Origin of the sequence: Actinomyces glycerinitolerans, from assembly GCF_900098745.1 — a bacterium.
GTDB classification, from domain to species: domain Bacteria; phylum Actinomycetota; class Actinomycetes; order Actinomycetales; family Actinomycetaceae; genus Actinomyces; species Actinomyces glycerinitolerans.
The window spans coordinates 23095-35525 of the sequence record NZ_FQTT01000004.1 but is presented as its reverse complement, the minus strand read 5'-3'; the positions used below and the strand labels follow the sequence as shown (position 1 = coordinate 35525).

Genomic DNA, 12431 nt, shown 5'->3' with positions numbered 1-12431 from the left:
ACCAGCAGACAGGCCCTGAGCAACGGGAGCGTGACCTACAAGGGCCGGATCATCTACGTCGGTTCCTTCATGGCCGGCCAGACGATCGAGTTCCGCCAGTACCCCACCCGCCTGGACCTGTACGACCAGGCCGGAACACACTTCGCCGCGATTCCCTGGCCCCAGCCCACCCAGGCCCAGACCCACAGCCGGGCCACCATCAACGCCTCCAAACCACCCAACAGAATCATCACCAGACCACCCCGCTCACCCCGCTCCCAACCGTCCCAGAAGCTTTGAGACTCAACCGTCCCAGAAGTCATGAGATCCAACCGTCCCAGAAGTGTGGAGACAGCACAGTGGGGTAGGTGTACGAACCGTCGTCGTTCATGCCGAACCGTTGCTGCTACCTGACGAACCGTCACAGGAACACACGAACCGTCCACCCCGACGCCGCCCTCCGCCGCCGGCCCGACGACGTCCCCGCCGGCCCGAGGACGTCCTCCGATCGGCCGAATACGACCTCGGCGGCCCGAACACGACCTCGGTGATCCGAATACGACCTCCCACACGCGAACCCGACCACCTGGTAGGCCGGCTCTCGTCGAACAGGGCCCCGAACCCGACAACCACACCACCAGCCGCGCCCGAACCACCGCACCCACAAACACAAACAGCCAGTTGCGTGCCGAGAATCACCGCAGTTCGCCATGCGGACGGGCCTGGATTGTCGGCTCCGCCCTGTCCTATGGTCCGAGCCGTGTTCAGTACTCTCCCGCTCCGTTCGGTCATCGGCGCAGCCGGCGGCCGTTTCGGCGCGGCCGAGATGTGTATGTGTCGCGGTATCCGCATCACCGCTGCCGACTGACACGCCCTTCCCTTGACACGAGCTGCGTCGGCAGGTGCCTGCCGACGACTCCTCCTGTGTCTGTCCCTCTAACAGGCCCCACTTGTCTGGGCAGGTCCTGACGTGTACGCAGCAGTACCCGAAAGGTCTGCCCATGTCCCCTACCACTAACACCGGCCGTAATACCAAGGCCGCGGACGGCCACGTGGACGTCCCACCCACCACCGTCATCCCGCCCAATGGGGACGGAAAGTTCTCCCTGAGCGAGGACTGGGTGGCCACCATCACCGGACTCGGCCTGCTCGTTCTGGCCCTGCTGGGCATCATCCCGAACATCTCGGGGTGGTTGTGATGAGTGCTCCCGCCCGCGTCAACACGCCCGCGCCCACTGCTGCCGGCCCCGCCGCCGAGCCCACCCCGGACGCCCGCCCGGAGTCCACCTCCCCGGGCTGGACGCTGCTCGGTGTCACCGTCGTCGTCGGCCTGGCCGCGACCGTCGACTACCTGGACAGTCACGTCCCCCTCTGGAGCGAGGGGACCTGGCTCGGCGGAATCGCCGGGTCGATCGAGTTCCCCGTCTACGCCATCGCCCTGGGATTCGTCGCCAATGCCCTCCTGTCGGCGCTCGGCGTCATCGACCGCCTCTCGGCGGCGTTCCGCACCGAGTTCTTCATTAAGACGGGGCTCGTACTCCTGGGGTCGACCGTCAACATCAACGTGATCGTCTCCGCGGCGGCGCCGGCGATCATTCAGGCCCTGCTCATGATCTCCACGGTCTTCCTGTTCACCTGGTGGATCGCCGGCCTGCTGCGCGTCGAACCGCACCTCAAGGCCCTGTTGGCCACGGCCCTGTCGATCTGCGGGGTCTCGGCCGCCGTGGCGGCGGCGGGTGCCGTCAACGCCAAGCGCGAGCAGCTCGCCTACACGGCCGGGCTCGTCGTGGTCTTCGCCCTGCCGAGCATCTTCCTGCTGCCGTGGCTCGCCGCCCTCCTGGGACTGTCCGCGCCGGTGGCGGGGGCCTGGATCGGCGGAAACATCGACACCACGGCGGCAGTCACCGCCGCGGGGGCCGTCGCCGGCGAGGACGTGCTCGAGTTCGCCGCGATTGTGAAGATGACGCAGAACGCTCTCATCGGCTTCGTTGCCGTGGGCCTGTCCCTCTGGTTCACCCTGCGCGTGGACCGCCGTGACGCCGACGGCACCGCCGCCTCTGCTACCCGCCCCGGTTGGCGCGAGGTCTGGCAGCGCTTCCCGAAGTTCGTTCTCGGCTTCATCGCCGCGTCGGTGCTGGTCTCCGCCATTGCCGCCGCCGCGCCCGGCCTGGTCGCGGACGAGAGCAGTTGGTTGAGCACCGGTCTGGCCTCCGCCAAAGCGCTCCAGACCCTGTTCTTCACACTGGCCTTCGTGTCGATCGGCCTGGAGTTCCGCGTCGGTGCCCTGCGGGAGGCCGGCTGGAAGCCCGTGCTGGTGTTCCTCGCCGGCACAGTCTGCAACCTGGTGGCCGGCCTGCTCTACGCCCAGGCACTGTTCGGCTGGGTCTTCGGAGGACTGTTCTAAGCCCGTCGGCGGCTCGGCCGCAGCCGCCGACGCAGATCAGGACGGCCTGCGCGGCCTCCCCGAGGCCCCATCGGGTGCCGGAGCTGCCTCACGGCTGTCTCAGGACTGGCTCACGCCTCTGTCTCGATCAGCAGCTCATCAAGCTCGACGACGCCGGTGCGCAGCGCCAGTAGCACCAACTGCACCCGGTCGCGCGCCCCGGTCTTGGCCAACAGGTGGGAGATGTGCGTCTTCACCGTCGCCATGGACAGCCACAGCCGGTCGCAGATCTCCTGGTTGGTCAGCCCCCGGGCCACCAGCGCGAGTACCTCCGTCTCCCGCTCGGTGAGCCCACCGGGCAGCGGCGGCGGCTGGGACCGGGTTTGCTCCACCTGGCCGGCGCGTACGGCGGTCAACAACCGCCGCGTCGGTCCGGGCGAGATGACCGAGTCGCCGCCATGGACGGTGCGCACCGCCTCGATCAGCCGCTCCGGGGCCGTGTTCTTCAACAGGAACCCGGCCGCGCCGGCCTCGATGGCACCCATGACGTAGCCGTCGGTGTCGAAGGTGGTGAGTATGACGATGCGGCCCTGGGCTCCCGCCTCAATCAGGCGGCGGGTCGTGGCCAGGCCGTCAACGCCGGGCATCTGCACATCCAGCAGGATCACGTCCACGGGATCGCTCTGCGCACACCGCAGCGCCTGGCCACCGTCGCCGGCCTGCCAGGCGACCTCGATGTCCGGCTGCGCCCCCAGCAGCATGGCCAGCCCCGCGGTGAACAGCGGCTCGTCGTCCACCAGCGCGACCCTGATGATGCCGTTCATGCGGCCTGTCCCGGCTGCGCCTGGGTGAGGTGCGGCGGCGCCGGCAGGGTGACGTGCACGCGCCAGCCGCCCTCCGACCGCTCCCCGGCCCACAACCGGCCGTTGAGCGCCACCACTCGTTCGCGCATGGTCTGCAGCCCCGCTCCCCGCCGGGTGTCGTCGTCCAGTGCGCCAGCGGCACCGCCTCCGGCCGATATGGGCTCCGCATTCTCGACGACGATATCGACTCCGCCGTCCTCGCCCCGCACCCGGACCTTGGTCGGCGCGGATGCGGCATGGCGCATCACGTTGGTCAGCGCCTCCTGTACGCAGCGGTACGCCGCCTCCCCCACCGGGGCCGGCGGCTCGGCGTCGCAGCGCAGGTCGAGGGTGAGCGGCAGGCCCGCCCGCCGCGCACCCGTAACGAGCCGTGGCACGTCGTCGAGGCCCGGACTCGAGCCGCCCGGTGCCGCGCTCCCGTCCGACTGCGGCGAGGGCCGGGCCATGGGGGATTCGTCGACGTCGGCCCGCAGCATGTCGACCAGTGAGTGCACTTCGGAGACCGAGCGCCGGCTCGTCCGCCCGATCACCGCCAGCGCCTCGGCGGCGGCCGCGGGATTGGTAGCCAGGACGGCCCGGGCGCCCTCGGCCTGCATGCCGATGACGGACAGCGAGTGCCCCAGCAGGTCGTGCACGTCCCGGGCGATGCGCTGCCTCTCGGCCACCACGGCCAGACGCCGTTCGGCCTCCTGCTGAGCGGCCAGTACCTCTGCCCGCTCCAGGGCCTGCTCGATCCGCTCGCGAGCGCGTCGGCGCAGCAGGCCGGTCAGGACGGCGACGGTGATGAACGCCCAGCTCACCGCGAGGACGATCAGCTCGGCGCCCGGGGTGGGCGGGTCGATCAGCTTGTCCGCGCGCAGGGCGCCGACCGCGCCACCGAGGTAGCCCAGGGCCGCCAGCGGCCAGGCGTGGGGCCGCGGGACACGACTCGTGCAGGTCTCCACCGCCACCAGGCAGGCGACGATGGCGAGGATGGAGAGCCCGTCGAAGATCAGTACATGAGCGGCAAGCGCCACTCCGACGGCGACGACGGCGACGGTCGGGGCGAGGCGGCGCAGCGCGATGGCCACGCAGCACACGGCGAGGATGATGACGTAGGCACCGGAGTCGACGAGTGCGTTGCGCAGAGCGCCGGCCGGCTGCTCCGTGATCATGGGCGGATTCCATGCGCACACATAGGCCAGGGAGACGGCCAGCAGCATGTCGGCCACACCCGGACGCCCCCTTGGCGGCCACCGCCGCACACCGCTGTCCGGCACGGCCGGCGCCCGCCGGCCACGCCCCGCTGCCTCGCCGTCGCGCATCCTCATCCCCGCCTCTCCCTACCTGTGTAAGGGGCCTGCCCTCCACGGAGCGCTGTCCGGTATGCGACGGTAGCGGCACGGCGGGGGCCGGGTCTTCATACCCGAGTATGAGTCCGGCGACCGATCGCGCCCGAACTTCCGCCCCGGGCCTGATGCCGACGACCGCGGGCGCGGGAATGCTGCAAGGCATGAACACAGTCACCCTCACCCGCCCCGGACCCACCGGGGGCGACGCCGCGGCGCGGTTCCCGGACGCCGTCGTCACCACCGGTGCCCTGACCAAGATCTTCGGCAGGGGCGCCGCCGCCCGCACCGCTGTCGACCACCTCGACCTGGTCATTCCCCGCGGCGTCGTCTACGGCTTCCTGGGCCCCAATGGCTCCGGCAAGTCCACGACCATGAAGCTGTTGCTCGGCCTGCTGACACCGACGTCTGGAAGCGTGAACCTGTTCGGCGTCCCGCTGGATCGGCGCAGTCGCGGCGGGCTCATGGCGCGCACCGGCTCCATGATCGAGCAGCCGCCCGGCTACGGGCACCTGACGGGCGCCGAGAACATGCGCCTGGTGCAGCGCATGCTCGGGCTCAGCGATGCCCAGGTGAACCGGGCTCTTGACCTGGTGCGTCTGACCGGCCATCGGGACCGCCTGGTGAAGACCTACTCGATGGGTATGAAGCAGCGGCTGGGGATCGCCATGGCGCTGGCCCGCCAGCCGGAGCTCCTCATCCTGGACGAGCCGACCAACGGCCTTGATCCGGCCGGCATCGAGGAGGTGCGCAATCTGCTGGTGTCGTTGGCGGCTGAGGGCGTGACGGTGATGGTCTCCAGTCACCTGCTCGATGAGATCGACCGCATGGCGAGCATGCTCGGCGTCCTGTCGGCCGGCAGGCTCGTCTTCCAGGGCACGCGTGCCGAGCTCATGCGCCGTTCGGTGCCGGACCTGCTCCTGGTCACGCCCCGGCCACAGGCCCTCACCCCGACAATGCTGGCCGGCCTGGACGGTGCCGCAGGCAACCGCCCTGCCCCGGAGCCGCCTGCGACGACGGTCGTGACAGACGCCGGTGTACGAATTCCCGGCTTGTCTCCCGGGGCCGCCGCCGAGCTGGTGCGGCGGCTGGTGGCCGCGGACGTCCCCGTGTATGAGCTGCGGCGTGAGCCCCAAAGCCTGGAGGACGTCTTCATGGACCTGACCGGCGGAGCGGGGGCGCTGTGATGGGTGCACAGCCGACAGTCGCCATGTCCTCCCCCGGGCGCCACGGCTGCGGCGGTTACGCACCGCCGCAAAGCCCGGGCGGGTCCTTCCGCGTCGCCGTGCGAATGGAACTGGCCAAGCTGCGGCGCCTTCGCACCACGCCGATCGTGACCGTGCTGGGCGTGACGGCGGTGGCGTTCGCCGCGCCGCTGTCCGCGTCCTCCCGGGCGGGCCTGAACGATCCGGCCGCCCACCCGTGGGAGGGGATCCTGCTGCAGTATGCGCTGATCAACGCCCTGTTCTCGCCGATCCTGGTGGCCGTACTGGCCAGCCGCCTGACCGACATCGAGCACGCATCCGGCGGCTGGTACCTGTCTGCGACGGCCGGCCTGACGCCCGGGCGGCTGTGTCGGGCCAAGTTCGCCACCCTGGCACTCGTGCTGGTGCCGACACTCGCGTTGCAGACGCTGGCGCTAATACTGGCAGCCTGCACCGCCGGCGCCACCGTGCCGCTGCCGATCGGGATATGGGCCGGATACACCGCCCTGTTGATCGGCGTCGACCTGGCTATGTGCGCGCTGCATGTTCTGCTCGCGGCCGTGCTCGACAACCAGCTTGCGTGTGTGGGCCTCGGGCTGGTGGGGGCCTTCATCGGCGTGTACATGTTCCTCGCCCCGGCCTGGCTCGCGCGGCTGCTGCCATGGGGGTACTGGGCGATGATCTGCCCCATCTCCCAGGTCGGCACCGGCGACGTCATGGTCGCCCGCCCACCCCTGGGCTGGATAGCCGGGTTTCTGGGGCTGGCCGCCGCCTGTTTCTACGCAATCACTTCCCGCCTCGACCGCATCGAAAGGTGAGCCCCGTGCCCGCAACCAGTGTTTCACGCGGTACTCCCGTCCCCATTCCGGTTACCTCGACGCCGACCGCCAAAACAGGCACCTGGCCGGCCTTGCTGGCCGTGGAGGCCCTCAAGCTACGCAGGTCCCTGGTGTGGTGGGTCGTGGCGGTACTGCCGGTGCTCACCGTCATCTCCGGATCGGTCAACTTCGCAATGAATCAGGAGGTGCTATCGCCTACTTGGGAGACCTTCGTCGGTCAAGTCACCCTGTTCTACGGCCTGTTCTTCTTCTCGATCGCGGTCGCCCTGCTGCTGGCGGCGGCGTGGCGCCCGGAGCATCGGGGCTCGTCTTGGAACTACATGGCCACGACACCGCACTCTCCGGCCGCGGTCGCCCTGGCGAAGACGGGCGTGATCCTAATGCCGGTGGCCGCCATGCAGTTGCTGCTGATCGCACTCACCTGGTTGTCCGGCATTGTGTTCCTGCACCTGGATGGGGGCCTGCCCATCGGCTTCGCGGTCTCGGCACTGCTGGCGGTGGTGGCGGTGCCGCTGGTTGGTTTGCAGTCCCTGTTGTCGATGCGGATGCGGTCCTTCGCCGCGCCAGTGGCCCTGGGGCTGGCCGGTGCGGTGATCGGCATTGGGGTCGCCTACAAGGCGCAGACACTGGCGGGTTTGTGGCCGTACTCGCTGGTAACGCGGGCGCTGACGCTCGGCTCGAACGCCCTCACCGACGCCGGCGGCCTGGACTGGGCCGGCATCGGTCCGGTCCTGGCCTGGGCCGTGGCGGGCGGCGCGGTCTTCTGGGCGCTGCTGGCGCGCATGGCCCGGCGGGCAACGCCTCGGGTCTGACGGAGTGCCCCTCGCGCGTAGGCCTACGCCCCGCCGTGCGTACGCGTTTGCCCCTGACGTACGCATTTTGGAGGTTCCCGCCTCTAGCAGTCGCATGGCTCCAAAACGCGTACGTGTGGCGGGAAGTCGTACGTGTGGTGGAGAACCGTATGCGTGACGGTAGGGTCGGCCCATGCCCTCCCCACTGCTCAAGCGGATCGCCCGGATTCTTACCTCCAGCGCCAAACGGACCGTAACCGACGCCCTCGAGGAGGAGCTGAGCACCCGGGAGAAGTCGCGCAAGCGCAGCTCGTCCCGGCCTGCGACGAAGCCGGTGGGCGCGTCCAAGAGCGCCGCGCACACCGTCTCCCACCCCCAGGCGCCGGCACACAGCCCCCGCACGGGCGCGCACGACGGCGTCGGCGTTTACGACGTCGCCTCCCTGGGACTTCCGGACTTCACCTACTCCCCCGATCCCGACGGCGACGCCGACCCCGGCGAGGTGGTGTGGACCTGGGTGCCCTTCGAGGAGGACGCCACCCAGGGCAAGGACCGTCCCGTGCTCGTCCTGGCCCACCACGGCAAGCGGCTCGTCGCCGCCCAGTTGACCAGCAAGGACCACGACCTTGACGCCGCCCAGGAGGCCCGCTGGGGTCGCTACTGGCACGACGTCGGCACCGGGCCCTGGGACTCCAAGGGCCGCCCCAGCGAGGTGCGCCTGGACCGCCTGCTGCTCGTCGAACCGGATGTGGTGCGCCGCGAGGGCGCCACCATGAAGCGGTCAACCTTCGACGGCGTCGTTACCGCTCTGCGGGCGCACTGGTCCTGATCACCCGCCACGGGTGGCTGCGGCGCGACGCACTTCACGTCGTCGGCCGGTATTCGACCGAGTATTGCCGGTGTATCCGGTGCTAAAGTGCGCTTGGACCTCTGGCCTGGCCGGCTTCGGGGTCCGGCGACCGGGCCTGCCGGGTGCTTCCACCACCTCAAGTCCGCCCGCGGCGCCAACCCTCTCTCCGGCCATTGACCATTCAGACACCAGAAAGCTTCACTCACAGTGGCGAACATCAAGTCTCAGATCAAGCGCATCAAGACCAACGAGAAGGCCCGCCTGCGCAACAAGTCCGTCAAGTCCGAGCTCAAGACCTACGTGCGCCGGACGCGCGAGGCCGTCGAGGCCGGCGACAAGCAGGCCGCCGAGGAGCACCTGCGCAAGGCCTGCCGCAAGCTGGACAAGGCCGTCTCCAAGGGCGTCATTCACCGCAACCAGGCACGCAACCGCAAGTCGAAGCTGGCCAAGCGCGTCAACGCCATGTGACCCGGCGCGCGCACGAATGCGTCTGGAAGGGCGTCTCCCAACTGGGAGGCGCCCTTCCTGGTTTCCGTCTTCCGGACCTGAACTCGCGGCCAGCTCCGACGGCGTTACGATTCCTCAGGCCGGCGCCCTCCCGCCCGGCCGCACATTCAGGCGACCGTGAGGAGAACGCATGCGCATCGGGTTCGACCGGGAAAAATACCTCAAACTGCAGTCCGAGCGAATCGCACAACGCCGGGCCCAGTTCGGCGGCAAGCTCTACCTGGAGTTCGGCGGCAAGCTCATCGACGACATGCACGCCTCCCGCGTCCTGCCCGGTTTCACCCCCGACAACAAGATCGTGATGCTCGCCGAGTTGGCCGACGACGTGGAGATCATCGTCGCCGTCAATGCCAAGGACTTCGCCCGCCACAAGATCCGCGCCGACCACGGCACCTCCTACGAGGACGAGGTACTCCGCCATGTGGATGCCTTCCGCGACTACGGGCTGTATGTGGGCAGCGTGGTGATCACCCAGTGGACCGACGACAACCAGCAGGCCGCCGAGTTCAAGCGCAAACTGGAGAAGCTCGGCATCACCGTCTACCGCCACTTCCCGATCCCCGGTTACCCCAACGACGTGGCGCGCATCGTCTCCGACCAGGGGTACGGGCGCAATGAGTACATCAAGACGTCCCGCGACCTGGTGGTGGTCACCGCGCCGGGGCCGGGATCGGGAAAGATGGCCACCTGCCTGTCGCAGATCTACCACGACCACGTGCGCGGCATCTCCTCCGGCTACGCCAAGTTCGAGACCTTCCCCATCTGGAATCTGCCGCTGGACCACCCGGTCAACATCGCCTACGAGGCCGCCACCGCCGACCTTGACGACGTGAACATGATCGACCCCTACCACCTGGCCGCCCACGGCGTGCAGACCGTCAACTACAACCGCGACGTTGAAGTGTTCCCGGTGCTCTCACGCCTGTTCGAGCAGATCATGGGCACCTCCCCGTACGCCTCCCCCACCGACATGGGGGTGAATATGGCCGGTTACTGCATCAGCGACGACGACGTGTGCCGGGAGGCCTCCAAACAGGAGGTGATCCGCCGCTACTACAAGGCGCTGGTGGCGGAGAAGCGGGACATGCTCGAGCCGGTCCAGTCCGGGCGGATCGCCCTGCTGATGAGCAAGCTCGGCATTGCCAAGGAGGACCGTTCCGTCGTCAAACCGGCATTGGAGTTGGCCGCTGCGACCGATGCGCCGGCCGCGGCCATTGAGCTGCCTGACGGAACCATCGCGCTGGGCAAGACCTCCCCGCTGCTGGGCTGCTCCTCCGCCATGCTGCTCAACGCCCTCAAGCGCCTGGCCGGCATAGACCCGACGGTCGACCTGCTCGCCAAGGAGTCGATCGAACCGATCCAGACGCTCAAGACCCGCCACCTGGGCAGCCGCAACCCGCGCCTACACACCGACGAGGTACTGATCGCGCTGGCGGTGTCAGCCAACGGGGATGCCAACGCCGCCCGCGCGCTGGACGAGCTGGGCAGCCTGCGCGGCTGCGACGTGCACACCTCGACCATCCTGGGACCGGTGGACGAGGGCATCTTCCGCTCCCTGGGGATTCAGGTGACCAACGAGCCGGTCTTCGCCACGAAGTCCCTATATCGCAAGAAGTAACCCGGCCTGTTCCCTCTCCCCACCGAAATCGCTGGTGTCAATCGCCATGTCTCGGTATATTCGCCGCAACGAGACATTCTCGTGTGCTCTGGGGTCGGTGTAAGTCCGAACCGGCGGTGACAGTCCGCGACCCGTCCGCTTCTGCGGTCGGCTGACCAGGTGGAACTCCTGGACCGACGGTAAAAGTCCGGATGGGAAGCGCACACGGGACACGCGATGTCGCGTCATGTGGCCGTTGGCCGACGCGCCCGCGCGTCCTCTCCCCCAGCGCACCCGAGGGAGAGGACCACATGACCGCGTTCTCGATTGCGGAGACGGCCGCGATGCACCGCGCCCTCGACGCAGCCGCCTCCCCCGACGTCCCCGCCGGTCCCAATCCCCGGGTCGGTTGCGTCATTCTCTCCCGCACGGGAGACGTCCTGGCCGAGGGCCACCACCGCGGCGCCGGCACCGCCCACGCCGAGGTCGATGCCCTGAAGAACCTGGCGGCGTCGGGCTTCAGCGCGCGCGGCACCACCGCTGTCGTCACGCTTGAGCCCTGCAATCACCAGGGCCGCACCGGCCCGTGCTCTCAGGCACTCCTCGACGCGGGGGTCGCCAAGGTCGTCTACGCCCTGGACGATCCCACCGCGCAGGCTCGGGGCGGTGCGGCCGCCCTCGCAGCCGCCGGGGTCCGCGTCCAGCGTGGCCTGTGCGCCGAGCAGGCCGCACGGCTCATGCGCCCCTGGCTCTTCGCCGTCAGGACCGGCCGTCCCATGGTGACCTGGAAGCTCGCGGCGACCCTCGACGGCCGCATCGCCGCTGCCGATGCGACAAGCCGTTGGATCACCCCTCCGGCGGCCCGACACGACGCACACCGCCTGCGCCGCGACTGTGATGCCATCGTGGTGGGCACCGGCACCGTACTCGCCGACGACCCAGCACTCACCATCCGTGACGAGACGGATGAACCGGCTCCGGCCAGACTTCAGCCGCTGCGCGTCGTCGTCGGCTCGCGTCCCGTCCCACCCACCGCGCGGGTGCTCGCCGACGACAATCACCTCCTGCTGTCGGAGCGCGACCCGCACGCCGTACTCAACGCCCTCGCCGCTCGCGAGATCCGCCACGTCCTCCTGGAGGGCGGCCCCACCCTCGCGGCCGCCTTCCTGCGCGCGGGCGTAATCGACGAGGTGGTCGCCTACATCGCGCCCGCGCTGCTCGGCGCCGGGCCCGCCGCCACAGCTGACTTCGGAGTGTCGACGATCGCCGACATCCTGCGCCTCGGACAGGTTCACGTCGAGGTTCTCGACGCGGGCGGCGATCCTGCGATCCGCGTGACCGGTGATCTCGGCGGCACAGACCGCGCCACCACAACCGTCCCCTCATCCATGACTCCACCCACTACCCCACAACACGCTGAGGAGAATCACTGATGTTCACGGGAATCGTTGAGGAGCTCGGACGGGTCGTCCGGCTCGAAGCCATGGCAGACTCCGCCCGGCTCACGGTCGACGCGCCGACGGTCACCCGGGACGCGCGGGAGGGCGACTCCATCGCCGTCAACGGCTGCTGCCTGACCGTCACCGAACTGTACGACGGCGCCTTCACCGCGGACCTCATGGCGGAGACACTCGCCCGCACCAACCTGGGCGACCTGACCCCCGACCACCACGTCAACCTCGAACGGGCGCTGCGCGCGGGTGACCGCCTGGGCGGGCACATCGTCCAGGGACATGTCGACGCAACCGTCAACATCCTTGACCGCCGGCACGGGGAGCACTGGGACCTCGTGCGCCTCGGCCTGCCCCGACATCTCGCCCGCTACGTCGCCGGCAAGGGCTCCGTCGCCCTCGACGGGGTCTCCCTGACCGTGGTCGACGTCGACGACGTTACCGGGAATGGCAAGGACCCGGACCGGGGCGGGCCGTCCTTCACCGTCGGCCTCATTCCAGAGACTCTGCGCCGCACGACCCTCGGCATCAGAGCGCCGGGCGATCGGGTGAACCTGGAGGTCGATGTCATGTCGAAGTACGTCGAACGGCTCCTCACCGCCGGGTCGGATCGGGAGGAGGCGTGAGCATGCCCGACA

The 12431-nt window shown here is 69.2% G+C and carries 13 protein-coding genes and 1 riboswitch; of the genes, 11 read left to right on the top strand and 2 right to left on the bottom strand.

Annotated elements, in window-relative coordinates; genetic code table 11:
* The 3 genes from ACGLYG10_RS03950 to ACGLYG10_RS03940 form a co-directional block, all read left to right on the top strand.
* The coding region (locus tag ACGLYG10_RS03950) for a hypothetical protein (protein WP_211482971.1) at positions 1-279 on the top strand (279 nt) is incomplete at its 5' end.
* 701 nt (positions 280-980) lie between these two features.
* Positions 981-1178 carry a hypothetical protein gene (locus ACGLYG10_RS03945; protein ID WP_073328090.1) on the top strand — a complete coding sequence of 66 codons (198 nt, stop codon included), beginning with the start codon at positions 981-983 and terminating at the stop codon, positions 1176-1178.
* The gene (locus ACGLYG10_RS03940; protein WP_073328088.1) at positions 1178-2383 is read left to right on the top strand and encodes a YeiH family protein; all 1206 of its coding nucleotides are present in this window, start codon (positions 1178-1180) and stop codon (positions 2381-2383) included. Before ACGLYG10_RS03945 ends, ACGLYG10_RS03940 begins: the two co-directional genes overlap by 1 nt.
* Positions 2384-2493: 110 nt before the next feature.
* On the opposite strand, the gene ACGLYG10_RS03935 is transcribed toward ACGLYG10_RS03940, so the two are convergent.
* Positions 2494-3177 (bottom strand): response regulator, encoded by a 684-nt coding sequence (locus ACGLYG10_RS03935; protein WP_073328105.1) that lies wholly within the window; start codon positions 3175-3177, stop codon positions 2494-2496.
* Between the two features lie 5 nt (positions 3178-3182).
* Positions 3183-4427 carry a sensor histidine kinase gene (locus ACGLYG10_RS03930; RefSeq protein WP_244542566.1) on the bottom strand — a complete coding sequence of 415 codons (1245 nt, stop codon included), beginning with the start codon at positions 4425-4427 and terminating at the stop codon, positions 3183-3185.
* A gap of 290 nt (positions 4428-4717) precedes the next feature.
* Here ACGLYG10_RS03930 and ACGLYG10_RS03925 point away from each other — a divergent pair, with 290 nt between their 5' ends.
* From ACGLYG10_RS03925 to ACGLYG10_RS03890, 8 genes are all read left to right on the top strand, one after another.
* Positions 4718-5740, top strand: a complete 1023-nt coding sequence (locus ACGLYG10_RS03925) for an ABC transporter ATP-binding protein (RefSeq protein ID WP_073328086.1) — start codon at positions 4718-4720, stop codon at positions 5738-5740.
* A gap of 23 nt (positions 5741-5763) precedes the next feature.
* Positions 5764-6576, top strand: a complete 813-nt coding sequence (locus tag ACGLYG10_RS03920) for an ABC transporter permease (RefSeq protein ID WP_083565470.1) — start codon at positions 5764-5766, stop codon at positions 6574-6576.
* A gap of 5 nt (positions 6577-6581) precedes the next feature.
* Complete coding sequence (locus ACGLYG10_RS03915) at positions 6582-7409, top strand: ABC transporter permease (RefSeq protein WP_244542564.1); 828 nt, start codon at positions 6582-6584, stop codon at positions 7407-7409.
* 172 nt (positions 7410-7581) lie between these two features.
* Positions 7582-8217, top strand: a complete 636-nt coding sequence (locus ACGLYG10_RS03910) for a type II toxin-antitoxin system PemK/MazF family toxin (RefSeq protein ID WP_073328085.1) — start codon at positions 7582-7584, stop codon at positions 8215-8217.
* Positions 8218-8445: 228 nt separating this feature from the next.
* Positions 8446-8706 (top strand): 30S ribosomal protein S20, encoded by a 261-nt coding sequence (rpsT, locus tag ACGLYG10_RS03905; protein WP_073328083.1) that lies wholly within the window; start codon positions 8446-8448, stop codon positions 8704-8706.
* 169 nt (positions 8707-8875) lie between these two features.
* Positions 8876-10363 carry a DUF1846 domain-containing protein gene (locus ACGLYG10_RS03900; protein ID WP_073328081.1) on the top strand — a complete coding sequence of 496 codons (1488 nt, stop codon included), beginning with the start codon at positions 8876-8878 and terminating at the stop codon, positions 10361-10363.
* Positions 10364-10442: 79 nt separating this feature from the next.
* Positions 10443-10571: riboswitch (FMN riboswitch) on the top strand.
* A gap of 82 nt (positions 10572-10653) precedes the next feature.
* Positions 10654-11775, top strand: a complete 1122-nt coding sequence (gene ribD / locus ACGLYG10_RS03895; protein ID WP_083565466.1) for a bifunctional diaminohydroxyphosphoribosylaminopyrimidine deaminase/5-amino-6-(5-phosphoribosylamino)uracil reductase RibD — start codon at positions 10654-10656, stop codon at positions 11773-11775.
* On the top strand, positions 11775-12419 hold the full coding sequence (locus ACGLYG10_RS03890; RefSeq protein WP_073328080.1) for a riboflavin synthase: 645 nt from the start codon (positions 11775-11777) through the stop codon (positions 12417-12419). The genes ribD and ACGLYG10_RS03890 overlap by 1 nt, the downstream gene beginning before the upstream one ends.
* Positions 12420-12431 lie beyond the last annotated feature (12 nt).